This is a genomic window from Bradyrhizobium erythrophlei (assembly GCF_042430365.1).
GTDB classification, from domain to species: domain Bacteria; phylum Pseudomonadota; class Alphaproteobacteria; order Rhizobiales; family Xanthobacteraceae; genus Bradyrhizobium; species Bradyrhizobium erythrophlei.
In genome coordinates, this window is record NZ_JBHMET010000145.1 from 18,754 (window position 1) to 43,936 (window position 25,183).

Sequence of the window (25,183 nt, forward strand, 5' to 3'; positions counted from 1 at the left end):
GTCGCGGAGCCAATTCCTCGAGCCCGAGCTGAGTCCAGTCCGTCCGGAGCGACCATGCAGTCGCGATAGTGACCGCGCACGCGGGGTCGCACCCGCAATTTCCTATTTTGGATGAGCGAGAGAGATTCAAAACCGGCCCCCATGAGGGCCTTGTTTTTCGCCGAAATGCCGTACCGTACCAATTTTCGGCGTTCTAGGATTCGGAGAAAAACGCCTTCTCCAGCCCCAATTCCGGCTCATTTTTAGTACGGCCGGCATTCTCCAGGGCGAAAAAATGTACGAAAACGGCCGAGTTTTCGGGCCTATCTCCGTTTCGAGGTACGAAATTTCGGGGCAAAGTGGCGGAGAGAGTGGGATTCGAACCCACGGTACGGTTTCCCGCACACACGCTTTCCAAGCGTGCGCCTTAAGCCACTCGGCCATCTCTCCGGGAGGCCCTCTCTTGAAGGGATGAGGCGGATTTTGCAAGGGAGGGCTGAGGCCAAGACCGAAATTTCCCCAATAGATTGAAATCATTGGATAATTATGTCTTGCTCGAGCCCCGTCCGGGGCCTCTGCTTGAACCGGCGACGGGCTTTGGCCGACGATTGATCATCGACCAGGGCAAATCAGCGAGGGGCACGACATGACTACCACCACGACGCTCATCGTTTCACTCGCGCTCGGCGCGGCCTGCGCCGCGGGCCCGGCGCTGGCGCAATCCTGCACCAAGGCGGGCGTCGATGTGAGCTGCGACGACGGCCGGCGCGGCTTGCTGTCGGGCGACGCGATCATCTGGAGCGACGGCACGCGATCGAACCTGACCTCACCGCATCCAAGCGTGGTGATCGGCAACAAATCGTCCGTCGTCGTCGGGCAAGGCGTGTTCGTCGGCAAAGGCAACGGCAAGGGCATGGTGCCGATGGAGAACCCGAGCGACCCGCGTCGCGCGCGCTGCCCGGTGCTCGATGGAGTGGCGTATTGTTACTGAGGGCGCGCAGGCTGACCGCTCGCGACATCATGGCCGCTAGCACTGATTTGCCCGACGGCGCAAGGTCGCCTTGAGAAAATATTCCGCTTCCGTCCCGACCCAAATCAGTGGCACGAATCCGCCCGTCTCACCCGACACGAGGGGCGGCTCGCGATCGTCACGAACGTGGTGTGAGATGCGGTGGACGCTAAGCGCGCAACTGACGAGTGCGCGTGACGCGGACGGTGAAGTCGTGTGGTCCTGACGCCCCAGTGGTTGGTGTCTCCTCGCAAGACGCGAAACGTCCTGCGAAGACGGTGGCAAACAAGCCAGGTCTCGCCGGGGAGAGCACGAAGGAAACCGTAAAACCATCGCGCAGGGAAAGCCGGGATTCCGGTTACACCTGTGGTCCTACCCCCGTGCTTTTTGTTGCACGGGACCCATGGGTGCGATCGGCGCCTGTGCTTTTTGTTGCACAGGGCCCATGGGTGCAATCGGCACCCGGCTTTCCCTGCGCCCTCTGTTCTCGATGAGGGTGACACGAGACGCAAACCTCGGGCGAAACGCGCCGCGAGAATGCGAGCGCATATCTTCTGTTTGACAATTGAATCGGAAATCTCCTCAGCGTCGTCCCGGCGAAGGCCGGGACGACAGCTGTAGGCTAGTGAAATCGCGCGGCATAATCCGCGGCGCGGCGCGGCCACAGGGATGGCGGCTCCGGCACCAGCGCGCTCGCGGGGTTCTGCGTCTCCTGCAGCGCCTCGATGAAGTCGGCGAACCATTGCTGGATGGTGTGGGTATTGAGCTTCGCCATCATCGCTTCCCAGCGCATCTGCCGTTCGGTAAGCGGCATCGCAAGCGCGGCCGCGATGGTGCGCGCCATGCCGTCGATGTCATGCGGATTGACCAGCAGCGCCGCGTCGAGCTCGTTGGCGGCGCCGGCGAATTTCGACAGCACCAGCACGCCGGGATCGGCCGGATTCTGGGCGGCGACATATTCCTTGGCGACGAGGTTCATGCCGTCCTGCAGCGGCGTCACCACGCCGACCTGCGCGGTGCGGTAGAGGCCCGAGAGCACGCCCTGGCCAAACCCCTTGTTGAGATAGCGGATCGGCGTCCAGTCGACCTCGCCATGCACGCCGTTGACGTCGGTGACGAGCCTGGCGATCTCGCTCTGCAGGTTGCCATAGGCCTCGATCGCGCCGCGCGAGGGAGTAGCGATCTGCAGCAGCGACGCCGAACGTTTCAGCGCCGGATGCAGCGTCCACATCTTGTCGAACGCCTTGATGCGATTGACGAGGCCCTTGGAATAGTCGAGCCGGTCGACGCCGATCGCAAGCTTCTCGCCGTTGAGGCTGCGCCGCAGCCGCGTCACGTCGGGATGCGTCATCGCCTTGGCCGATTGCTGCGCGAATTTTTGCGGATCGATGCCGATCGGGAATACGGCAGCGCGGGTGCGGCCGAACGCCGAGGTGACGATGCCGTCGTGAACGGCGAGGTCGAGATCCGACTGCACGTAGCTCAGGAAGTTCTCGCAATCCTCCTCGGTCTGGAAGCCGATCAGGTCATAGGCCAGCATCGCCTCGATCAGCGCACGATGATGCGGCACGCCCGAGATCACCGCGCGTGCGGGCCACGGCGTGTGCAGGAAGAAGCCGGTCGGCTGCGTCACGCCAAGCTCGCGCAGCTCGGCGCCGAGGGCGAGGAAGTGATAGTCCTGGATCCAGAACACGGAGTCGGGCTTGCGGAAGCGCAGCAGTGCGCGCGCCATGAAGGCGTTCACCTCGCGATAGCTCGCATAGTCCTCCTGCGACGCACGGATCAGATCGGCGCGCGAATGCAGCGCCGGCCACAGCGCGGAATTGGCGAAGCCTTCGTAGTAGCCGCCGTAATGCGCGGCCGGCAGGTCGAGCATCGCCAGCGCGCCGGCGCCGAGAGCTTCGACCTCTGCAAATGGTTCCTTCTGGTTCCCGTCGCGGACCCTTCCGCTGGAACCAACCCAGATCGCCCCTGTCTTTTCAACTACCGGCAACAGTGCCGCTGCAAGCCCTCCCGTCATGGGTTCGTTGGGTTTTCCGCGCGCCACGCGGTTGGATACGACGACGAGGTTCACCAGGTCCCCTCCTGTTGGTCATTCGCGTATTAACAGCCGTTCATCAAGATGGTTCCTGGTCAAGGAATCTTCGAAATGAAACCAAATTCTGGCGAAGAGGCACGGAACTCGCGGGAACTCGCAAAAAGAAAAATCCGCGCGAGGCGCGAGTCGAGACGCAAAAGCACCGCATTCAATGCGGTGCGAAAAACGCGACGATTTGATTAGGACAGGCTTGCGTGCCTTTCGTCGTCGAGCAGATGCGCAAGGAATTCGCGCACATCGCTCGGCGCATCGAAATGCGCGGCTACGCCGGTGGCGCGGCGGCCGACGGAAAAGGACAGACCATTGAGATCGGGCATGATCGCGAACACGGATTCATCGGTGACGTCATCGCCGATGAAGAACGGACGCCGACCCTTGAACGGTTCACGCGTCATCAGCTCGAGCACGCCGCTCGCCTTGGTGAAGCCGGCATTCTTGATCTCGCAGACGCACTTGCCCGGCAGCACCTCGATCGGGGCATTGGGCAGATCGGCGCGGATCAGCGACACCGCTTCAAAGATCGCCTTCTCGGCGTGCGGTGCGAGCCGATAGTGCAGCGCCAGCGAATAGCCCTTGTCCTCGAGCAGGATTCCCGGGCTGAGCCTGGCGATCGCGGCGAGGCGCCGCTTCAATTCCTTGTCCAGCGGCGGGGCATGCGCGGCCACCGCCTCGCTGTCGGCCTCAAGCCGCATCTCGGCGCCGTGGCCGCCGACGGCGGGGAATATGTCCGGCGCAAAGATCAGGTCGATGTCGTTGAGTGAACGGCCGCTGACCAGCGCCAGCGCGCCGTTGGTGCGCGCGTGCAGCCGCTTGAGTGTCTTCGCAAGTCCCGGCGGCACCCAGACCTCGCGCGGCGTCGGCGCAAAGTCGAGCAACGTGCCGTCGATGTCGAGCAGGACGGCGGTCTGGCTCAAATGCGGCACCAGCGATGCCGGCACCGGCACGCTTTCCGGCGCCGCATCGTCGTCGGGTGCGGTGTCAACCTCGTCAGTCATTTCAGCCACGTTATGCTTCATCCTAGTCTACTCCAGAAATGCCAGCGGCCGCGCGACCGTTTCGAGCGATTTTCGCTCCGCCGCGACGGCGTAACGCCACGCGACCCAGGCGGCCGCGATCATGAGCCCCGACCCCAACAGGTAGCCGACGAAAACGCTGTTGCGCGAACCGGTATCGATCAGCGCGCCGAACAGGGCGGGCCCGACCACGCCGCCGATGCCGGTGCCGATGGCATAGAACGCGGCGATCGCAAGCGCCCGCACCTCCAGCGGAAAGGTCTCGCTGACGGTGAGATAGGCGGCGCTCGCCGCCGGCGAGGCAAAGAAGAAGATCACCATCCAGGCGATCGTCTGGGTCTGCGCGCTGAGCACGCCGATCGAGAACAGGTAGCCGGACAACGCCAGCAGCACGCCCGACACGCCATAGGTCGTCGCGATCATGGTGCGGCGGCCGAGCGTATCGAACAGACGGCCGAGCAACAGCGGCCCGAGAAAGTTGCCGGCCGCAAAGGGCAGGATGTACCAACCGACATCATTGGCGGGAATGCCGAAGAAATCGGTCAGCACCAAGGCGAAGGTGAAGAAGATCGCGTTGTAGAAAAACGCCTGCGCAGCCATCAGCACGAGCCCGACCAGCGAACGCTGCCGATAGGTCGAGAACAGCGTGGTCGCGACCTCGCGCAGCGGCGTGTGGTCGCGCATCCTGAGCCTGATCTTCGGGAAGTCGTCGCCCGCCTGCTCGCGCCCGACGACGGAACTCTCGATCTCGGCGACGATCCGGTGCGCCTCGTCCGGACGGCCATGGATCATCAGCCAGCGCGGGCTCTCCGGAATCCACATTCGCATCACGAACACCACAAGGCCAAGCATGGCGCCGGTGAGATAGGCAAGCCGCCAACCGTGATCCGGTGCCAGCACCGCCGGATCGAGCAGAATAATCGCACTTGCGGCACCGATCGCAGCTCCAATCCAGAAACTGCCGTTGATGACGAGATCGGTCCAGCCGCGATAGCGCGCCGGCACCAGTTCCTGGATCGTCGAATTGATCGCGGTGTACTCGCCACCGATGCCCGCGCCGGTCAGGAAGCGGAACAGCGCGTAGCTTGCGACATTCCACGACAGCGCGGTCGCTGCGGTGGCGGTGAGATAGACCGCGAGCGTGATGAAGAACAGCTTCTTGCGTCCGATCCGGTCGGTGAGCCAGCCGAACCCGAGCGCGCCCAGCACGGCACCGGCAAGATAGGCGCTGTTGGCAAGGCCGACGTCGAAGTTGGAGAACTTCATCGCCGGGCTCTCCTTCAGCGCCCCCGACAGCGCGCCCGCAAGTGTGACCTCGAGACCATCGAGGATCCAGGTGATGCCAAGCGCCAGCACCACACGGGTGTGAAAACCGCTCCAGTGGAGACTGTCGAGACGCAGCGGGATCGAGGTCTCGATAATGCGATCATCATGCTGCGCGACCGGCATTGTTGCGTCGTCGGGCGCGGAGCTGCGCTGCTTCGGCTGTGGGTTCATCGGAACAGACCAATGGCAAAAACCCCGGAACGAAGCGCCCCAAGGTTCTCACGCCCAGGATTGCGGCAAACGGAATGCCCGCCACCTCAGGGTAACGCCGGTACCGCGCGAGGGTTCCCGTATTGCAGAATAGGAACCGGGCTTGCCGCAAGTTGTTCTCGAGCGAAACCTGGGAGCCCGCAAGATGACGCCGAAGCGATGGTCACAACGGGTGACAAGGGAGAGCGATGCGCTCGACCTCGAGCGCGGCGTCTTCAAGCTGACAAGTGCAAAGAAAATCGCGGCATCGCTGAAGCGATCCGCCGAGCACAGCGCGCGCCGCAAGAGCGGCGCCTATCGCTCAGCGCTGTCGATGCTGACCTTCTACATCAACCGCGCCGGCAAGAATTTGCCGAGAGCCGAACGCGCGCGGCTGGAGCGCGCGAAGGTGGAGTTGAGGCACCAGTTCGGGCGGGATTAGCTGCGTCGTCCCGGCGCAGGCCGGGACGACCTCCGGTCGGCTTACGCCGCGCGGATGTTGGCCATGAAGCGGTCGAGCTCTTCGCGCAGCCGCGTGCTCTCGACCGATAGCGTGCGTGCGGAGTGCAGCACCTCTTCAGACGCCGCGCCGGTCTCGGTCGCACCGCGATTGACCTCGGTGACGCTGGTGGCGGCTTCCTGCGTGCCGACGGCGACGTTCTGCACACTGCGGGCGATCTCCTGTGTCGCCGAACTCTGCTGCTCGACCGAGCTCGCGATGGTGGAGGCGATCATCGAAATCTGGCCGATGGTGCCGCCGATCTCCTTGATCGCGGCGACCGATTCCTGCGTCGCGGCCTGCATGCCCGAGATATGGTTGGAGATCTCGTCGGTCGCCTTCGCGGTCTGGCTCGCCAGCGACTTCACCTCGGAGGCGACCACCGCGAAGCCGCGGCCGGCATCACCGGCGCGCGCCGCCTCGATGGTGGCGTTCAGCGCCAGGAGATTGGTCTGTTCGGCGATCGCGGTGATCAGCTTGACGACGTCGCCGATCTCTTGCGCGGCACGCGACAGCTTGCCGATGCGGGCATCGGTCTGTTCGGCCTGGCGCACTGCGGCATCCGCGATCTGGCTCGATTCCTTCACGCGCCGACCGATCTCGTCGACCGACGTGGAGAGCTCTTCGGTGGCGGAGGCCACCGACTGCATGTTGCTCGATGCTTCCTCGGAGGCGCCGGCAACCTGGCTGGAGAGGTTCTGCGTGGTCTCCGCGGTCCGCGTCAGCGTGCCTGCCGCCGATTCGAGCTGCACGGCGGAGGCCGACACGTTGGAGACGATCGAGCCGACGGCGGATTCGAATTCATCGGCGAAGCGGATCAGCTCGGCGCGGCGCGCAGCGGCACTGGCCTTGTTCTGCGCCTCCTGGGTTGCGGCATCGCGCTCGGCCTTGGCGATCGCCTGGAGCTTGAACTCTTCGACCGCGCCCGCCATCTCGCCGAGCTCGTCGCGGCGGCCGAGACCCGGCAGCACGACGTCGAAATTGCCGGCGGCGAGCTCGCGCATCGCACCGCACATCGCCGCGATCGGCCGGGAAATGCCCTTGCCGAGCAGGAACGCCCAGCCGAGGCCCAGCACGAAGCCGCCGGCGGCGAGCATCAGGATCAGCCGCTCGGTCTCGCCGATGGTGGCATGGGATTCGTTCTCGAACCGCTTCTGGTCGGCGAGCAGGTCGGATTTCATCGCGGCCGACCCCTGGCCGATGGCCGCCGCGGACTCCGTCATCTCGACGGTCAGCTCATCGATCGATTTGGCGTTCTCGACCAGCTTGGCAAGTGCCTGGCGGTACTCGTCGAGCAGCTTGCTGATCTCAACGACGCTCTGCTTGATGCGTTCTTCGCTCGAGGAGATCGCCTTCACCAGATTCTCGGCAAACTTCAGTCGCGCGAGCGCGCTGGTGGCGACCGACTTGTCGCCGTTGACGAGGAAGGTACTGGCGGCCGAGGTGACCGCCGTGAGCTGGTCGGCCACCTTCTTGGCGCCGAACTGGATCGACTGCAGCTCCGAGTCATCCGCATTGCTCGGGAGGTCGTCGAGCTTGTAGCGCATCGAGGTCGCGCTGCGGGCAAGCTTGTTCTGCGCGATCATCGCGCTGTCGTCCTTGAGCTTGACGATCTCGGCAAAGATCTTGGTGAAGGCGCGGAACTCGCGCTCCAGCTTGGTGATCTGATCGAGCCGGGCGGGGTTGGTGGTGCCCTTCATAGCCGCCAGAATGGCGTCCTTCAGGCTGGCCTCGGCCGCGAGCGCCGCCTTGGCGTCCTCCTCCTTGCCGGTCGCCACGAAATAGCGGGCCAGCGAGCGGTAGGAAATCAGTTCGCGATCGATGTTGCGGGCAAGGTCGGCTTCGGTGACGCTCTGGCGATAGGACCCGACCCCGGCAGAGACCCGCTCGAAGCCCATATAGGCGAAGCCCATGCTGGCGGCCGAGATCGCCAGGGTCACGGCAAAGCCGAGCATGATCTTGGCGCGGAATCTGAGGGTTGGGAGTTTGATCGACCACGATCGCTTCAGCCCTGGCATTCCAACCCCCGTCTTCATTCTGAAAACCACGCGGGGTCCGGCAGCGCCCTGCCCCAGACCCCGGCAGGCAAAATTAAGGCAGAATCGATAAAGGTACGTAAATGGATACCAACTTCAACGACGACCGGCGGTACTACCTTGGTCGGGCGATGGCGCTGGGCTTGGCGATTGACGCGCGGTACCGGCTCGATAGGTTAGAACCAATCAAACCTGACCCTGCCCGGGCCAGGAGACCACATCGGGAGGCGTCCCATGTCATCGCTTCGAGCAGCGCCACTGGCGCGTGCGGCGAAGATACCGGCCGGCGATACCGCCGGGCCAACGACGTTTCCCGCCACCCCATACACTCGGACGAGCCGAACGGCTTGCCGTCGCCGCGCGGGCTGATCGCCCCGACGGTGCTCGCGTGGGTCGAGATCGCCCGCGCCAAGAAAAACAAAAAGCTTGGTCAGGGAGATCGCCTTTGGCGGAGAAGCAGGGCAGCAGCGCCGACAGCATCGTCGTGGCGCAGGCAAAGACCGACGGGCCGCGGGAAGCCGCGGACGAGATCGCGCGCCAGTTGGCGTCCGCCGATCTCGCGATGGCCGTGGTGTTTGTCTCGCCGTTCTACGACCCCGAGACCTTCATCGCCGAACTGTCGCGCCGGATGCCCGACGTCCCGATCTTCGGCTGCACGACGGCCGGCGAGCTTTCGCCGGGCGGCTGGGAGGAGGACAGCGTCGTCGCCATGGGCTTCAACGCGACGGACTTCGTGATAGCGGCGCGCCCGCTGCTCGGCCTCTCGACGTTCCGGGTCGATCATGGCCGCTCGATCTGCACCGAACTGCAACAGGAGTTCTCGCAGAAGACCGAACATTGCGATCCCGCCCATGAATCCTTCGGCCTGTTGTTCATCGACGGCCTGTGCCAACGCGAAGAAACCATCATGTCGGCGATCTACGCGTCGCTGGAGGACATCCCCGTGGTTGGCGGCTCCGCCGGCGACGGCCTGCGCTTCGAGAAGTCCTGGGTCTTCCACGGCGGCAAGGCGTACACCGACGCCGCCGTCCTGATCCTGATCAAGACCCGGCTGCCGTTCCGTCTCTTCAAATGCGATCATTTCGAGCCGACCGCGACCAAGATGGTCGTGACGGAAGCTGATATCGAGCGGCGCATCGTCAAGGAGCTCAATGCCGAACCCGCGGCGCTGGAATACTCCCGCGCCGTCGGTCTCAGCGACAGCAAACTCGAGCTGTTCTCGTTCGCCGCCCACCCCGTCCTGGTCCGCGTCGGCGGCGCTTACTATGCACGGTCGATCCAGCGCACCAACCCGGACGGCTCGCTGCAGTTCTTCTGCGCCATCGACGAGGGAATGGTGCTCACGGTGGCGCAGGAGCGTGACCCGATCGACGCGACCAGCCGCATGTTCAAGGAAATGACCGACGATCTGGGCGAGGTCTCGATCTTCATTGGCTTCGAATGCGTGCTGCGCCGGCTCGACGTCGAGCAGCACCAGCTGTCGCGGGAGATGTCGGAGCTCTATCGCCGCAACAATGTGATTGGCTTTCAGACCTATGGCGAGCAATATCGCTCCATGCATGTCAATCAGACGCTGACCGGCGTCGCCATCGGCAAGCGAGCCCTCGCTCCGCAATGACGGATACGAAGACCAGTCAGATCGCATCGCTCGAGCGCGAGGCGGCGAAGCTGCGGAAGATCAACGCGGCGCTGATGTCGCGCGTCGAGCGGTCGACCGACCAGCAGCTCAATGCATTCTCGCTGTTCGAGACCGCGATCGCGCTCGACCAGCAGGTCCGCGAGCGGACCCAGCAGCTCAAGCACGTGCTGCAATCGCTCGAGAAGACCAACGGCCGCCTGCTGCAGGCCAAGCAGCAGGCCGAGGCGGCGAGCTCGCTGAAATCGTCGGTGCTGGTGTCGGTCACCCACGATTTGCTGCAGCCGCTGAATGCGGCGCGGCTGACGCTTTCGGCGCTGACCGAGATGGTCACCGAGCCCAAGGGCGTCATCCTGACCGAACAGATCGACCGCTCACTGGCGACGCTCGAGGACATGTTGCGCACACTGCTCGACATCTCCAAGCTCGATGCCGGCGTGCTCAAGCCCGAATTCGGCCCGGTCGCGATCGCCTCGTTGTTCGAACCGTTGCAACATGAATTCAGCCCGACCGCGGCAAAACGCAACCTCGCGCTGAAGATCGTGCCATCGTCCGGTGTGGTCCGCTCGGACCCGCTGATGCTGCGCCGGATCCTGCAGAACCTGCTGGCCAACGCGCTGCGCTACACGCAGCGCGGCACCGTGATGATGGGATGCAGGACGCGCGGCGACGATATCTGCATCGAGGTGCACGACACCGGCCCCGGAATTTCGGAGGCGCAGCGAGAGGCGATCTTCGTCGAGTTCCAGCGCGGCGAGGCCAGTGCCGGCGACAACGCCGGTATTGGGCTTGGCCTTTCCATCGTGCGGCGATTCGCCGGCGTGCTCGGCCACGATGTCCGGTTGACCTCGCGTCCCGGCAAGGGCTCGGTGTTCTCCGTCACCGTGCCCCGCACCACCGATCCGGTCGCGATCCCCGTGCGCGAGCAGGCCAGCGTCGACTACCGCTATGGCGGGATGGAGGGCGCCAAGATCCTCCTGATCGAGAATGACCTCTCCAGCGCGGAGGGCCTTGCCAGCCTGCTTGAGAAATGGGGCTGCGACGTCGCGGTGACGATTTCCAAGACCGAGGCGCTCGAACGCATCCGCGCGCTGGATGGCATTCCCGACGCCATCATCGCCGACCTTCATCTCGACAATGGCGAAACCGGCATCGAGGCGGTCGACGTGATCTGCGATGCGATCAAGACCAACGTTCCGGCGATCATCGTCACAGCCGACTATTCCGCCAGGGCCGCTTCCGACGTTTCGGCGTTTGGCCATGAACTGTTGAAGAAACCGATCAAGCCTGCCGAGATGCGCTCGCTGCTCTCGTTCCTGCTGGCATCGGAGCAGCCGAGCGCCCGGCTATGAATCGCCGTCGCCCGGCGCCGGTGCGGCCGACACGGGCGCGTGGTCCTGCTTGCCGAAGTCGAGCTTCGACAGCGCGATGATGGCCTCGGTCCGGCTCCGCACGTCGAGCTTTCGCAAGATCTCCGACACATGCACCTTCACGGTCGTGACGGAGATATCGAGTTCGTAGGCGATATGCTTGTTCTGCAAGCCGTGGCAGATCATGTCGAGCACGCGCAGCTGCTGCGAGGTCAGCTGGCCGAGGTGCCGCAATAGTTCACGGGTGTCGGCCTGGCCTTTCCGGGCCGCAGCGGCGTCGCGGAAGCGCTTGGGCAGGCAGACGGCGCCTTCGAGGATGCCGCGCAACAGCCGCGCCAGCTCCGCCTTCGGCGTGGACTTCGGGATATAGCCGGAAATGCCGAGCGAGATCGCGCTGCCGATGATTCGGGAGTCGTCATGTGCCGAGACGATGACGAGGGCGCTGCGCGGCGCGGCGGCCCGCACGCGATAGGCCCCCAGCAGCCCTGTCGTCCCGGGCATCGAGAGGTCGAGCAGGATCAGATCGAGATCGTCGCGCGCGGCGACGACGTCGAGGGCGCCGTCGATCGAGGTCGCCTGCAGCACCTCGGCATGCGGGAACTCGGCGCCGATTACCCCGATCAGGGCGGCACGGAACAGCGGGTGATCCTCGACGATGAGCAATCGAGGCGCATTCGCCGCGGCGACCGGCGGTTCGTGATCCGCCAATGGCGTTGTCGTCGTCAAAGCTGCGCAGCCCTCTCCCTGGTGACCCAAGACAGCCATGGCGACAACGAGGTTATCTCAAAGGCTGGGTACAGCCTATAGGCCGGACGCGCGATACCGTTCGCTTGCAGTGCAGCAAGGGGTGCCTACGGCGCCTTGTCGGGCTTTGTGCCGGGACAAGCCTCCACCATCGGCAGCGGAATCTTGGCCAGCTCGATGATCGCCTTGTTGCGGCTGAACAGCTTCAGCTTGCGCAGGATCTCCGTCACATGGGCCTTCACCGTGGACTCCGCGAGCTTCAGTTCAGCCGCGATCTCGCGGTTTTGCAGGCCACGCGTGATCAGGTGCAGCACCCGGATCTGCTGCGGCGTGAGTTTCTGGATGCGTTCGCGCAGCGTGCGCGCTGTCTCGGATTGCTCCAGCGCGCCGACCGCGACGAAATCGCGCGGCGCCGAGACCGAGCCGCTCAGCACCCGCGCGATCGCCTGCGACAGCTCGCCGAGCGAGGTCGATTTCGGCAGGTAGCCGACCGCTCCCATCTCCAGCGCCTCGCGGATCGTGTGCTTGTCCTCCTCGCTCGACACGATCGCAATCGGCAGGCGGGGATAGCGATCCCTGATCTTCTGGAAGCCGGAGAATCCGACGACGTCGGGCAGCAGCAGGTCGAGCAGCGCCAGGTCGATGTTCGACTCGGTCGCGAGGATGCCGAGCGCGCCCTTGATCGAGGTCGCTTCAAAGATGCGGGCGTCCGGATGCGAGATGCGAATGGCGTTGCCGAGCGCCTCGCCGAACAAGGGGTGATCGTCGATGATCAGGAACCCCATCATGAGGACCCTCGCACGGATGTTCCAGACGCCCTTAGCTTGTTCTAGTCGCCGGTGCCCTGCACGGACTCCAGATAGACATATACGTTTTTGAGCTCGTCGTCGCTAAAAACGTCCTTCCATGCCGGCATGCCCTTGGCCGGCCGCCCGTCATGGACGGTCTTCCAGAACGTCGATTCCATGTCGTCGGCATAGCGCTTCTTGAGCAGCCTGAGGTCGATCTTCCGTTCGGCCTGCACCGCATCCGGGCCGTGGCAATGGGCGCAGGTGCCGTTGAAGACCTCCCGCCCGGCCTTGGCGTCCCCTGTAGCCGCAGCGGTCTGCACCGGCTTGTCGGCCGCGGCCGCCTGCCCCACCGTGACGGGCTCGCTCGCGACGACGGGCGACGTCGCTCGATCCGCCTGGCCGAACTTCACCGGCGCGCCACTCGGCACGCCATACTTTGCAAACAGGGCGGAAATCTCCGACTGCAACGACGGCAGCACGCCATCGATCTGATCCCGCAATGCGCTTGATCCCTTGGCAAAGCCAATCGCGGTCTCCCAGATCAGCCCATCGCCTTCGGCCGCGACGACCTGATATTTGTCGGCGTAGGCAGTCTTGTTGAGCCAGCCCGCCACCGGCGCCCAGATGAAAGCAGCGTCGACCTTGCCCTGCGCCAGCGCGGCCATGCCCTCGTCCGGGCTCAACACCGTGACCTTCTGGATCTCCTCGCGCAGCGCGAGCAGATTTTGCGGCGTCGACTGGTACTGCACGGCGACGCGCAGGCCCTTGAGGTCGTCGATGCCGGCAAGCTTGCGGTCCTTTGCCGCGACCAGCGCGTAGCCTTCATGGGCGATCGGCTTGGAGAAGATCACCGCCGGTCCCATGAAGTCGTCGACCAGCGGCAGGCCGACCATCGCGTCGCATTGCTTGCTGAGCAGCGTTTCCCGGACCGTCCGCTTGCCGAAATAGGACTTGTACCAGTTGGTGCTCACCGCACGACCGAGCTTCTCGGCCACCGCCTGGCCGATCTCGAGATAGAGGCCAGGCTTGGCCGGATCGTCGCTCGAGAACGGCAGGTTGGTCGGGTCGGCGCAAAGCCGCAGCGGCTTGATCTCGTCGGCGCCGGCCGACAGGGCCGGCACCGCAAGCATTGTGGAGAGCAGCACGGTCCGGATTGCCGTTCCCAGCCGCGCGTTACGCGAACATTTGCGCATTTCGTTTCGGGTCATGCCAAACGCGAACAATGCTGCCTCCGTTTGTCGACGATCGTCACTGCAGGGCGAACACGAACAGCGAGCCACCCTCGGGCGCCGCGGCGACCATCTTCTTGCCGATGTCACCGAGGAAGGCCGGCAGCGCGGCGGTACGTCCGACCACGATCGCGACATACTGCTTGCCGTCGACCGAGTAGGTCACGGGACCGGCGCCGATGCCGCTGCCGAGGTTCTTGCTCCACAGCACCTTGCCGTTCTTGGCGTCGATGGCGCGGAAATCACCGTGCAGATTGCCGGCGAACACGAGATTGCCCGCGGTCGTCAGCGTGCCGCCGTTGAAGGGCAGGTCTTCCTTGATGCCCCACACCTTCTTGTTGGCGATGGGATCCCAGGCCACGAGTTCGCCGAGGAAGCCGCCCGGACCTTCCTTGGTCGGGAATTCGGCGCCGAGATAGAACACGCCGCGCTTGTAGTTCACGTCGCTGACCGACCAATCCATGCAGACATTGTTGGTCGGGATGTAGACCAGGCCGGTCTGCGGGTTGAACGACATCGGCTGCCAGTTCTTGCCGCCGATCAGGTTCGGGCAGATGTCCTTGGCGGGATGGCCGGGACCCGGACGCTTGTCGGCATCCTCTTCGGCGCGCATCGTGTTGATGTCCCACTTCTTGGCCCAGTTCGAGTAGACGTACTTCTCGGCCGAGAGCACCTTGCCGGTTTCGCGGTTGGCGACGAAGAAGAAGCCGTTGCGATCCGCCTTCATCAGTACCGGCGTATCGGCGCCCTTGATCTTGAGGTCGGCGAGCAAGAGCTCATTGACGCCGTCATAGTCCCAAGCGTCGGCCGGCGTGCCCTGGATGTGCCACTTGATCTTGCCGGTGTTCGGATCGATCGCGAGCGTCGAGGCGGTATAGAGGTTGGTCAGCTTGCCGAAATTGCCGTCGCCGGTGGAGCGCACCGCGGTATTCCACGGCCCCGGATTGCTGGTGCCCCAATAGACCGTATCGGACTTGGCATCGTAGGAGCCGACCAGCCAGGCGGCGCCGCCGCCATGCAGACCGGTATCGCCCTTCCAGGTGTCGCTGCCGGGTTCGCCGGGCGCCGGCACGGTGAAGGTCTGCCACAGCAACTTGCCGGTGTTGAGATCGAAGGCCTGCAGCGAGCCACGAACGCCATACTCACCGCCGCCGAAGCCGGTGATGACCTTGTCGCGCACAATGAGCGGCGGCGAGGTGATCACCGAGCCCTGCTTGTAGTCGACCACGGTCGAGGTCCAGAGCTCCTTGCCGGTGTTGGCAGCGAGCGCGGTCAGCTTGCCGTCGAGCCGGCCGACGAAGATCTTGCCGTCGGCATAGGACACGCCGCGGCTGTTGACGTCGCAGCAGGCATACTGGAGCACGTCATCTGGAATATCTGGCTGGTAGGTCCACTTTCGCGCACCGGTCGCGGCATCGATCGCATAGACGTATTTCGGACCCCATGAGGTCGACACGTAGAGCGTCTTTCCGATCACGACCGGCGAGGACTCGTTGGAGCGCAACGAGGCCAGCGACATCGAGTAGACCAGCTGCAGCTTGCCGGCGTTCTCGGAATTGATCTGCTTCAGGGCGCTGAAGCGGGTGTTGCCGTAGTCGTGGCCCGCGATCGCCCATCCGTTGGGATCGGACACGGCCTTTGCGACCGAGTCATTGGCTATTGACGGACCGATACCGGCCATCAACATGGCGACCAGCGATACGCCGGCAAAGAAACTCCCGCTCCTCAGCTTCATCTGTCTCCTCCAAAGTGGTTTCGTTGCCGCGACGAGCGCATCGCGCGCGGTTCTCTACCCAATTTACGGACGCGCGATCTTTCGTCGCTGCACCGGCGATGAAAATGACAGCAACGCTTTTTGGTCGTTATAGGCGGAAGGTAGTAGCAAGCGCGGCGCTGGATTCCGCTGCATTGCGATGGTCGCTTCGGCCGGACGCTGGCGTCGTTACGGCAGCAAATCGGACGCGCTTCGGGCGATCGGCACGCGCTTGCAAATTGCCGAGGCAACAACAGCCTGCTAGGATTGGAACACAGCCCGGCGCCTTCATGACAAAGCCGCGACTACGACTTTGATCGCGGTTACGTCCCCAGTGAAGCGTGGTCTACTGGGCCCATAACGAGACTTTTGGGAGGAACGCGTGTCTACAGTCAAACTGACGGTAAACGGCAGGGCGGTCTCGGTCGACGTTGAGGACCGGACCCTCCTCGTGCATCTGTTGCGCGAAAACCTGAACCTGACCGGCACCCATGTCGGCTGCGATACCAGCCAGTGCGGCGCCTGCGTCGTCCATGTCGATGGACGGGCGGTCAAATCCTGCACCATGCTGGCCGGACAGGCGGCGGGCTGCAACGTCACCACCATCGAAGGCCTCGCCAAGGGCGACGAGCTGCATCCGATGCAGGCGGCATTCCGCGACAATCACGGCCTGCAGTGCGGCTATTGCACCCCCGGCATGATCATGTCGGCGGTCGATATCGTGCATCGCCACGGCGGCAAGCTCGACGAGGAAACGGTCCGCCACGAGCTCGAAGGCAACATCTGTCGCTGCACCGGCTACCACAACATCGTCAAGGCGGTGCTGGATGCGGCCGGTCGCATGAAGGTCGCGCAGGCCGCCGAATAGTCGGCCGCGCGCAAACAGCATCACCAAACTCATCACCGCCGGCTTCGATGGGAACGGCGGCAAATCGAAATCTCCGGTCGGGAGGACAAGAACATGGGCGTTGAAGGCATTGGCGCAAGCGTCGTGCGCAAGGAAGATCGCCGCTTCATCACAGGACAAGGACGTTACGTCGACGACGTGAAAATGGTGGGCATGACCTATGCTCACTTCATCCGCAGCCCGCATGCGCATGCCAAGGTCAAGGGCATCGATTCATCCGCGGCCCTGAAGATGCCGGGCGTGGTCGCCGTGCTGACCGGGCAGCAGATCGTCGACGACAAGGTCGGCAACCTCATTTGCGGCTGGGCCATCACCTCAAAGGACGGTTCGCCGATGAAAATGGGCGCGTGGCCGGCGATGGCGCCGGAGACCGTGCGCTTCGTTGGACAGGCGGTCGCGGTCGTAATCGCCGAGACCAAGAACCAGGCCAGAGACGCGGCGGAAGCCGTCGTCGTCAATTACGAAGAACTTCCCGCGGTGCCCGACATCAAGGCCGCGATCAAGCCGGGCGCGCCGCAGCTGCATCCCGAGGCTCCCGGCAACGTCGTGTATGACTGGCATCTCGGCGACGAAGCCGCGGTCAAGGATGCCTTCAGCAAGGCCGCCAATGTGGTGACGCTCGAGCTCACCAACAACCGCCTGGTGCCGAACGCGATGGAGCCGCGCGCCGCGCTCGCCCATTACGACCAGGCCGAAGAGCACTTCACGCTCTACACCACCTCGCAGAACCCGCACGTCGCCCGCCTCGTGCTGTCGGCGTTCTACAACATCGCACCGGAGAACAAGCTGCGCGTGATCGCGCCCGACGTCGGCGGCGGCTTCGGCTCCAAGATCTACATCTATCCGGAAGAGATGGTGGCGCTGTGGGCCTCGAAGAAGGTCAACCGCCCGGTGAAATGGACCGGCGACCGTTCGGAAGCCTTCCTCACCGACGCGCATGGCCGCGACCATGTCTCCAAGGCCGAGATGGCGTTCGACAAGGATAACAAGATCCTTGGGCTCAGGGTGAAGACCCACGCCAATTTCGGCGCCTATATGTCGCTGTTCTCCTCGGCAGTGCCGACCTATCTCTACGCGACGCTGCTGTCCGGGCAGTACGTAATCCCGGCGATCTATGCCGAGGTGATGGGTGTCTACACCAACACCACGCCGGTCGACGCCTATCGCGGCGCCGGCCGACCCGAGGCGAGCTACCTGATCGAGCGCATGATGGAGACCGCGGCGCGGCAGTTGAAGGTCGATCCGGCCGAGCTGCGCAAGAAGAACTTCATCACCCAGTTCCCGTATCAGACGCCGGTGATCATGGCGTACGACATCGGCGACTTTAATGCCTCGATCGACGCCGCGATGAAGGCGATCGACTATGCCGGCTTCCCCGCCCGCAAGGCCAAGGCCAAGGCGGACGGCAAGCTGCGCGGCATCGGCGTCTCCTGCTACATCGAGGCCTGCGGCATCGCGCCGTCGAAGGCGGTCGGCAGCCTCGGCGCCGGCGTCGGCCTGTGGGAGTCGGCGGAAATCCGCGTCAACCCGGTCGGCACCATCGAGGTGCTCACCGGCTCGCACAGCCACGGCCAGGGCCACGAGACGACGTTCTGCCAGATCATCGCGGAACGCCTCGGCGTGCCGCTCAGCCAGGTCTCGATCGTCCATGGCGACACCGACAAGGTGCAGTTCGGCATGGGCACCTACGGCTCGCGCTCGCTCGCGGTCGGCGGTACGGCGATCGTGAAGGCGATGGAGAAGGTCGAGGCCAAGGCCAAGAAGATCGCAGCGCATGCGCTCGAAGCCTCCGAGAGCGACATCGTGATCGAGAACGGGGAGTTCAAGGTCACCGGCACCGACAAGTCGATCGCGCTGCCGATGGTCGCGCTCGCGGCCTACACCGCGCACAATCTGCCTGAAGGCATGGAGCCCGGCCTGAAGGAGACGGCGTTCTACGATCCAAGCAACTTCACCTTCCCGGCCGGCGCGTACATCTGCGAGCTCGAGGTCGATCCCTCTACCGGCAAGACCTCCTTCGTGAACTTCGTTGCGGCCGACGACTTCGGTCGGCTGATCAACCCGATGATCGTCGAAGGCCAGGTCCATGGCGGCCTCGCGCAGGGCATCGGCCAGGCGTTGCTGGAAGGTGCCGTCTATGACGGTAACGGTCAGCCCGTCACGGCGTCGTTCATGGACTACACCATGCCGCGGGCCGATGACCTGCCGTCGTTCAAGCTCTCCCACACCACGACGCTGTGTCCGGGCAACCCGCTCGGCGTCAAGGGCTGCGGCGAGGCCGGCGCAATCGGCGCCTCGGCAGCCGTGATCAACGCGATCACGGATGCCATCGGCAACAACAAGCTGGAAATGCCTGCGACGCCCGATCGCGTCTGGCACGCCATTCACGGTTGAGGAGGACGAGCCATGTACGAGACAAATTATCACCGCGCTTCCTCGGTCGCTGATGCCGCGGCTCTGTTCGCCAAGGGCCAGGAACCGAAATTCATTGCCGGCGGACAGACCCTGCTCCCCGTGATGAAACAGCGCCTCGCCGCGCCCTCCGACGTGATCGACCTTTCCAAGATCCAGGAGCTGATCGGCGTCGAGGTTTCGGGTGACACCGTGACCATCAAGGCCGCGACGCCGCACTTCGACGTGGCGCAGAGCGACGCGGTCAAAAAAGCGATCCCGGCGCTTGCCGATCTGGCGTCGATGGTCGGCGATCCCGCCGTGCGTTATCGCGGCACGATCGGCGGCTCGCTCGCCAACAACGATCCGGCGGCGGACTATCCGGCCGCGGTGCTGGCGCTGGGCGCAACAGTCAAGACCAACAAGCGGTCGATTTCCGCGGAGGACTTCTTCAAGGGTCTGTTCGCAACCGCGCTTGAAGACGGCGAGATCATCACGGCGGTCTCGTTCCCGATTCCGGCGAAGGCGGGCTACGCGAAGTTTCCCAATCCCGCCTCGCGCTTCGCGCTGACCGGCGTGTTCGTCGCCAAGACCAAGGCCGGCGACGTCCGCGCGGCGGCGACCGGCGCGTCGCAGAGCGGCGTCATGCGGGTACCGGCGATCGAAGGGGCATTGAAGGCGAACTGGTCGGCCAGCGCACTGGACAGCGTCAAGATCCCGGCGAGCGGATTGCTCGCCGACATCCACGGCACGGCGGACTATCGCGCCAACCTGATCAAGGTGATGGGACAGCGCGCGGTGACGGCTGCCGGCTGATAGCGCCTAAACACAAGTGCAAGAACGGCGCGCAGCGATGCGCGCCGTTCGTTTTTTGCGGATGAGCGCGGACAAAAAGCAGCTTGCCACGGGGCGCATTCGGCGAGACAATTTAGCTAATCAGCTAATTAAAAATACCGTCACACGGACGGGGCGAGGACACGCATGACATTCAGCATCACCGACGCAGACCATTTGCTGTGACCATGACTCCGACGTCAGGTCACGCTCGGCGATCTCGCCGCGACCGCATGGCCTCAACCAACTTTATCCAAGCAACAACGGAACCAAAACGTGCTCGATAAACCCGCCACCCAGTCCGCCGCCCGCGCCTCCGGCCCGCTCTCAGGTTTCCGCATCGTCGAATTCGCCGGCATCGGCCCGGGCCCGTTCGCCTGCATGCTGCTCGCGGACATGGGCGCCGAGGTCATCACACTGGACCGCGTCGGCGCCGGCAAGAACCTGAAGGCGGTCGCGGTGCGCGGCCGCAAGGTGATCGAGCTCGATCTGAAGAACAAGGATGCGATCGCGCAAGTGCTCGACTTGCTGAGCCATGCCGACGCGCTGATCGAAGGCTTTCGCCCCGGCGTGATGGAACGGCTTGGCCTCGGCCCTGACGTCGTGCTGGCGCGCAATCCGAAGCTGGTCTATGGCCGCATGACCGGCTGGGGCCAGGAAGGCCCGCTCGCGAACGCCGCCGGCCACGACATCAACTACATCTCGATAACAGGCGCGCTGGCCGCGATCGGCACGAAGGAGAAGCCGGTGCCGCCGCTCAATCTGGTCGGCGATTTCGGCGGCGGCGCGCTCTATCTCGTGGTCGGCGTGCTCGCCGCGCTGCTGGAGGCCTCGAAGTCCGGCAAGGGCCAGGTCGTCGACACCGCGATGTGCGACGGCGCGGCGTCGCTGATGTCGATGTTCTTCGATATGAGCGCGATCGGCCGCTGGACCGAGGGCCGCGACCAGAACTTCCTCGACGGTGGTGCGCATTTCTACGGCGTCTATGAATGCGCCTGCGGCAATTTTATCTCGATCGGTTCGATCGAGCCGCAGTTCTATGCGCTGCTGCGTCAGCACGCCGGCCTGACCGACGCCGATTTCGACGCGCAGATGGACCGCAAGGCGTGGCCCGCGCTGAAGGAGAAGCTGACCAAGGTATTCAAGGGCAAGACGCGCGAGGAGTGGTGCAAGATCATGGAGGGCACCGACATCTGCTTCGCGCCGATCCTCACCATGGCGGAAGCGCCCAAGCATCCGCACATGGCGGCGCGCAAGGTGTTCGTCGAGCGCCACGGCGTGACCCAGCCCGCCCCCGCGCCGCGCTTCTCGCGCACCCCGTCCGCGATCCGCGAGCCCGAGGTGGCGAAGATCGGTGATGTGACGGCGGCGTGGAAGGCGGGAAGTTAATTTCGCTGTCGTCCCGCATCGGAATGCGTAGGGTGGGCAAAGGCGCGCAGCGCCGTGCCCACCTTCTCACGTTCGGTGCAAGAAAAGGTGGGCACGCTTCCGTCTTCGCCCGCGGACGGGCTACGGCGGACAAGTCGCTTTGCCCACCCTACGGGGTAATCACGCCGCGTGATCGACCTTCAGCACGCCGCGGCGGATCTGGTCTTCCTCGATCGACTCGAACAGTGCCTTGAAATTGCCTTCGCCGAATCCGTCGTCGCCCTTGCGCTGGATGAATTCGAAGAAGATCGGCCCGATCGCGTTGGCCGAGAAGATCTGCAGCAGCACCTTGGTCTGGCCGCCGTCGACGACACCCTCGCCGTCGATCAGGATGCCGTTCTTCTGCAACCGCGCGACGTCCTCGCCGTGCTTGGGCAGCCGTCCATCGATCCGCTCGAAATAAGTGTCGGGCGGTGACGGCATGAACGGCAGGCCGGCCTCGCGTAACGTCTCGACGGTGCGATAGATATCGCGCGCGCCGCAGGCGATGTGCTGGATGCCCTCGCCGTGATAGGTGTTGAGATATTCCTCGATCTGCCCGGAATCGCCGGCGTCCTCGTTGATCGGAATCCGGATCTTGCCGTCGGGGCTCGTCAGCGCGCGCGAGAACAGGCCCGAGGCGCGGCCCTCGATGTCGAAGAAGCGGATCTGGCGGAAGTTGAACAGCTTTGCGTAGAAACCGGTCCAGACATCCATGCGGCCGCGATGGACGTTGTGGGTGAGGTGATCGACATAATAGAGGCCTGAGCCGACGGGACGCGGGTTCTCCGCACCGAGCCAGTCGAATTCGGCGTCGTAGGCCGAGCCCTTGGCGCCGTAGCGATCGACGAAATAGAGCAGGCTGCCGCCGATGCCCTTGATCGCGGGCACGTCGAGCGTCTTCTGCGCGGACGATTGATCCGCGGGCTCCGCGCCGAGCGCGATCGCGCGCTCATAGGCGCGCTTCGCGTCGACCACCCGGAACGCCATCGACGGCGCGCACGGCCCGTGCGCCGCGACGAAGTCGAAGCCGTGGGTGCCCGGCTCCTCGTTGACGAGATAGTTGACGTCGCCCTGGCGATAGACCGTGATCGTCTTGGTCTTGTGGCGAGCGACCGGCACGAAGCCCATCAGCTTGAACAGGGCATGCAATTCTTCCGGATGTGGGTGGGCATATTCGACGAATTCAAAGCCGTCGGTGCCCATCGGATTGTCGGCGCTGACCTCGGCCGGCGGCGCATCGTGCGGAAACGGACCCATGGCGAATCTCCCTGATCTGGCTGGAGGGGAGTCTCAGCCGCCTGACGCGCAAAGTGCATGCAAAATGGCCCGCCATCGGCTATATTCACGCACGGTTTGTGCATGATACGGGTATTTGACGCATGATCGACGTCGACGCCTTCGACCTCAAAATGCTGGCGGCGCTGCAGGACGACGGCCGGCTCACCAACCAGCAGCTCGCCGACCTGGTCGGCCTGTCCGCCTCGCAATGCTCGCGGCGGCGGATGCGGCTCGAGGAGGAGAAGGTGATATCAGGCTACCATGCCGACCTCGCCGGCGAGGCGCTCGGCTTCGGCCTGATCGCCTTCATCCACATCACGCTGGCGACGCATTCGCCGGACAACGCGAAGAAATTCCGCGAGCTGGTCAACCGCGTCGACGACATCCAGGACGCCTATTCGCTGACCGGAGACGCCGACTATCTGCTCAAGGTGATGCTGCGCGACCTGAAAAGCCTCTCCGACATCGTCAACAACGTGCTGATGCCGCACCAGAGCGTCGCGCATGTCCGCTCCTCGATCGTGCTCGACCGGCTGAAGGAGAGCAGCAAGCTGCCGCTGAAGGCGCTGGGGTAGCGTGGCGCAAATCGAGGGAAATACGACATTCGCTTTCGCGGGGTGATCTGCGATCATTCCCGCGACACCCGATACGAGAGAGCGCCATGGCCCTGCAGCTACGACCGAACTGCGAATATTGCGACAAGGACCTGCCGCCGAATGCGACGGACGCGCGGATCTGCTCGTATGAATGCACGTTCTGCGCTGATTGCGCCGAGACCAAGCTCGGCAATGTCTGCCCGAACTGCGGCGGCGGCTTCGAGCGGCGGCCGATCCGCCCCTCGAAGCAGTGGCGGCCGGGCGTGTGCACGGCAAACCAGCCGCCGTCGGACAAGCGGGTGCATCTGAAGTACAGCCTCGAGGACGTCGCCGCGCATTCGGCGCGGCTGAGGGATATTCGACCGGAAGAGCGGTGAGGCTTGCCCGGCTGTCGGTCGCCCTCCCCCTGAAAGGGGGAGGGCGGGGTGGGGGTCTAGCCGCGGGCGCAGTGTTCGTGGGAGGAGAAGATCCCCACCCGGTTTGCGCTTTCAGCGCAAACCGACCTCCCCTTTTCAAGGGGAGGTGAACGAATGCGTTGAGCCCAGAGCTATTCCGCCGCGACGATCGTCCCCTCGACCTCGCCAAAGCCGACGCGATAGCCGTCGCCCTGGCACCAGCCGCGCATCACGAGCGAATCGCCGTCCTCGAGGAACGAGCGGTTGACGCCGCTGGCAAGCTCGACCGGCTCGCTGCCGTTCCAGCTGATTTCCAACAGGCTGCCGCGCTGATGCTTCTCGGGGCCGGAGATCGTGCCGCTGCCGAGGAGGTCACCGACGTTCATCGCGCAGCCGGATGAGGCGTGATGCACGAGCTGCTGCACCGACGACCAGTACATGTACTTGAAATTGGTGCTGCAGATCGTCTTCGCCTCGTTCATCGCACCCGCACGAAGCGCAACGTCGAGCGCGAGATCGTAGTTGTTCGGCTGCGTCTGCTTCAGATAGGCGAGCGGCGCGGGCTCCTGCGCCGGCCCTTGCATGCGGAACGGCTCTAGAGCCTCGCGCGTCACCACCCACGGGCTGATTGAGGTCGCGAACGCCTTGGCCTGGAACGGGCCGAGCGGCACATATTCCCACTGCTGGATGTCGCGCGCGCTCCAGTCGTTGAGGATCACGAAGCCGAAGATCATCTCCTCGGCCTGCTTCTCGGTCAGCATCTCGCCCATCTTCGACGCCTGGCCGACCACCACACCCATCTCGAGCTCGAAATCGAGCCGCTCGCACGGACCGAAGCTCGGCACCTCAGCGGTCGGCGGCTTCAACTGCCCGCGCGGGCGCCGCACCATGGTGCCGGACACAACCACGGTCGAGGCGCGGCCGTTATAGCCGATCGGCATGTGCAGCCAGTTCGGTTGCAACGCATTGTCCTTGCCGCGGAACATGACACCGACATTGGTGGCGTGCTCCTTCGACGAATAGAAATCGGTGTAGCCGGACACCGTGAACGGCATGTGCAGCTTCACATCCGCCATCGGCACCAGCGCGCGGGCGCACAGCTCCTTGTTGTCGCGCAGCTCAGGATTGTCGTGACGCAACAGCTCGCTGATCCGCGCCCGCGTCTTCGACCACACCTTCGGTCCAAGCGCCATGAACGGATTGAGCGACGGCTGCGAGAACACGCCGAGCGGCCCGACATCAAGGCGGGAGTCCTGCTCGAGCTCCCAGAGATCGAGCACGTAGTCCCCGATCGCGACACCGACGCGCGGCGCAAGTCCGTCCTTGGACGAGAACACGCCGTAAGGAAGGTTCTGGATCGGAAAGTCCGAGGTCGGGGCGACGTCGATGAAGGAGCGGAGCTTGGGGTCGTTGGGGTGGGGCATGGGTTTCCCGATGTGCAAATCGAAACGCAACGGCTGATGTTCTTCACCCTCCCCTGGAGGGGGAGGGTCGGTTCGCATGAAGCGAAGCGAAATGCGAAACGGGGTGGGGTGATTTCTCCCCTCGGGCACTGTTCCGGGTGGAGAGACCTTCACCCCACCCCGCCGCTCATTACATTCGCGTCGACCTAAGAGCGAGCTTCGCTCGTCTCGACCCCTCTAGGAGCCTGTCCAGTTAGCTCCGGGAAGGCGGTTTTATCCTAATGATAGCGGTTCATG

At 64.2% G+C, this 25,183-nt stretch carries 20 protein-coding genes and 1 tRNA gene; 10 read left to right on the plus strand and 11 right to left on the minus strand.

Annotated features, from left to right (window positions below; all coding sequences use genetic code 11):
• Nucleotides 1-339: 339 nt before the first annotated feature.
• A tRNA-Ser gene (locus ACFFWD_RS22875) sits at nucleotides 340-429 on the minus strand.
• Between the two features lie 196 nt (nucleotides 430-625).
• Between ACFFWD_RS22875 and ACFFWD_RS22880 the strand changes: the two genes are divergently transcribed.
• The gene (locus tag ACFFWD_RS22880; RefSeq protein WP_376968771.1) at nucleotides 626-970 is read left to right on the plus strand and encodes a hypothetical protein; all 345 of its coding nucleotides are present in this window, start codon (nucleotides 626-628) and stop codon (nucleotides 968-970) included.
• Nucleotides 971-1,610: 640 nt separating this feature from the next.
• Here the strand turns inward: ACFFWD_RS22880 and ACFFWD_RS22885 are convergent.
• The 3 genes from ACFFWD_RS22885 to ACFFWD_RS22895 form a co-directional block, all read right to left on the minus strand.
• A complete protein-coding gene (locus tag ACFFWD_RS22885) occupies nucleotides 1,611-3,062 on the minus strand; it encodes a trehalose-6-phosphate synthase (protein ID WP_376968773.1) in 1,452 nt (483 codons plus the stop codon).
• A gap of 203 nt (nucleotides 3,063-3,265) precedes the next feature.
• Nucleotides 3,266-4,102, minus strand: a complete 837-nt coding sequence (otsB, locus tag ACFFWD_RS22890; RefSeq protein WP_376968775.1) for a trehalose-phosphatase — start codon at nucleotides 4,100-4,102, stop codon at nucleotides 3,266-3,268.
• Between the two features lie 6 nt (nucleotides 4,103-4,108).
• Entirely contained in the window at nucleotides 4,109-5,548 is a 1,440-nt protein-coding gene (locus ACFFWD_RS22895; protein WP_376968808.1) for an MFS transporter, read from the minus strand.
• Between the two features lie 232 nt (nucleotides 5,549-5,780).
• Between ACFFWD_RS22895 and ACFFWD_RS22900 the strand changes: the two genes are divergently transcribed.
• Nucleotides 5,781-6,056: a DUF3175 domain-containing protein gene (locus ACFFWD_RS22900; RefSeq protein ID WP_376968777.1), complete on the plus strand. Its 276-nt coding sequence runs from the start codon at nucleotides 5,781-5,783 to the stop codon at nucleotides 6,054-6,056.
• 41 nt (nucleotides 6,057-6,097) lie between these two features.
• On the opposite strand, the gene ACFFWD_RS22905 is transcribed toward ACFFWD_RS22900, so the two are convergent.
• Complete coding sequence (locus ACFFWD_RS22905; protein ID WP_376968779.1) at nucleotides 6,098-8,131, minus strand: methyl-accepting chemotaxis protein; 2,034 nt, start codon at nucleotides 8,129-8,131, stop codon at nucleotides 6,098-6,100.
• Between the two features lie 463 nt (nucleotides 8,132-8,594).
• Between ACFFWD_RS22905 and ACFFWD_RS22910 the strand changes: the two genes are divergently transcribed.
• The gene (locus tag ACFFWD_RS22910; RefSeq protein WP_376968780.1) at nucleotides 8,595-9,767 is read left to right on the plus strand and encodes an FIST N-terminal domain-containing protein; all 1,173 of its coding nucleotides are present in this window, start codon (nucleotides 8,595-8,597) and stop codon (nucleotides 9,765-9,767) included.
• Nucleotides 9,764-11,137 (plus strand): ATP-binding protein, encoded by a 1,374-nt coding sequence (locus ACFFWD_RS22915; protein WP_376968782.1) that lies wholly within the window; start codon nucleotides 9,764-9,766, stop codon nucleotides 11,135-11,137. Before ACFFWD_RS22910 ends, ACFFWD_RS22915 begins: the two co-directional genes overlap by 4 nt.
• Here the strand turns inward: ACFFWD_RS22915 and ACFFWD_RS22920 are convergent.
• From ACFFWD_RS22920 to ACFFWD_RS22935, 4 genes are all read right to left on the minus strand, one after another.
• The gene (locus tag ACFFWD_RS22920) at nucleotides 11,132-11,863 is read right to left on the minus strand and encodes a LuxR C-terminal-related transcriptional regulator (protein WP_376968784.1); all 732 of its coding nucleotides are present in this window, start codon (nucleotides 11,861-11,863) and stop codon (nucleotides 11,132-11,134) included. The two genes, ACFFWD_RS22915 and ACFFWD_RS22920, sit on opposite strands and share 6 nt — an antisense overlap.
• A gap of 143 nt (nucleotides 11,864-12,006) precedes the next feature.
• A complete protein-coding gene (locus ACFFWD_RS22925; protein WP_376968786.1) occupies nucleotides 12,007-12,687 on the minus strand; it encodes a response regulator in 681 nt (226 codons plus the stop codon).
• Between the two features lie 41 nt (nucleotides 12,688-12,728).
• Entirely contained in the window at nucleotides 12,729-13,883 is a 1,155-nt protein-coding gene (locus ACFFWD_RS22930; RefSeq protein ID WP_376968788.1) for a c-type cytochrome, read from the minus strand.
• A gap of 55 nt (nucleotides 13,884-13,938) precedes the next feature.
• The gene (locus tag ACFFWD_RS22935) at nucleotides 13,939-15,654 is read right to left on the minus strand and encodes a PQQ-dependent dehydrogenase, methanol/ethanol family (RefSeq protein WP_376968790.1); all 1,716 of its coding nucleotides are present in this window, start codon (nucleotides 15,652-15,654) and stop codon (nucleotides 13,939-13,941) included.
• Nucleotides 15,655-16,054: 400 nt separating this feature from the next.
• Here ACFFWD_RS22935 and ACFFWD_RS22940 point away from each other — a divergent pair, with 400 nt between their 5' ends.
• From ACFFWD_RS22940 to ACFFWD_RS22955, 4 genes are all read left to right on the plus strand, one after another.
• Complete coding sequence (locus tag ACFFWD_RS22940) at nucleotides 16,055-16,540, plus strand: (2Fe-2S)-binding protein (protein WP_376968792.1); 486 nt, start codon at nucleotides 16,055-16,057, stop codon at nucleotides 16,538-16,540.
• Between the two features lie 93 nt (nucleotides 16,541-16,633).
• Nucleotides 16,634-18,973 (plus strand): xanthine dehydrogenase family protein molybdopterin-binding subunit, encoded by a 2,340-nt coding sequence (locus tag ACFFWD_RS22945; RefSeq protein ID WP_376968794.1) that lies wholly within the window; start codon nucleotides 16,634-16,636, stop codon nucleotides 18,971-18,973.
• Nucleotides 18,974-18,985: 12 nt separating this feature from the next.
• The gene (locus ACFFWD_RS22950) at nucleotides 18,986-19,786 is read left to right on the plus strand and encodes an FAD binding domain-containing protein (protein ID WP_376968796.1); all 801 of its coding nucleotides are present in this window, start codon (nucleotides 18,986-18,988) and stop codon (nucleotides 19,784-19,786) included.
• A 294-nt stretch (nucleotides 19,787-20,080) separates the two neighbouring features.
• Nucleotides 20,081-21,193: a CaiB/BaiF CoA transferase family protein gene (locus ACFFWD_RS22955; protein WP_376968798.1), complete on the plus strand. Its 1,113-nt coding sequence runs from the start codon at nucleotides 20,081-20,083 to the stop codon at nucleotides 21,191-21,193.
• 159 nt (nucleotides 21,194-21,352) lie between these two features.
• Here ACFFWD_RS22955 and hppD read toward each other — a convergent pair whose 3' ends face one another.
• Nucleotides 21,353-22,471 (minus strand): 4-hydroxyphenylpyruvate dioxygenase, encoded by a 1,119-nt coding sequence (gene hppD / locus ACFFWD_RS22960; protein WP_376968800.1) that lies wholly within the window; start codon nucleotides 22,469-22,471, stop codon nucleotides 21,353-21,355.
• 122 nt (nucleotides 22,472-22,593) lie between these two features.
• On the opposite strand from hppD, the gene ACFFWD_RS22965 reads away from it, so the two are divergent.
• Together ACFFWD_RS22965 and ACFFWD_RS22970 are read left to right on the plus strand one after the other, a co-directional pair.
• Nucleotides 22,594-23,067, plus strand: coding sequence for an Lrp/AsnC family transcriptional regulator (locus tag ACFFWD_RS22965; protein ID WP_376968802.1), 474 nt, complete (start codon nucleotides 22,594-22,596; stop codon nucleotides 23,065-23,067).
• Between the two features lie 86 nt (nucleotides 23,068-23,153).
• A complete protein-coding gene (locus tag ACFFWD_RS22970; protein WP_376968804.1) occupies nucleotides 23,154-23,465 on the plus strand; it encodes a DUF1272 domain-containing protein in 312 nt (103 codons plus the stop codon).
• 170 nt (nucleotides 23,466-23,635) lie between these two features.
• Here ACFFWD_RS22970 and fahA read toward each other — a convergent pair whose 3' ends face one another.
• Entirely contained in the window at nucleotides 23,636-24,907 is a 1,272-nt protein-coding gene (gene fahA / locus ACFFWD_RS22975; protein ID WP_376968806.1) for a fumarylacetoacetase, read from the minus strand.
• Nucleotides 24,908-25,183: the final 276 nt, after the last annotated feature.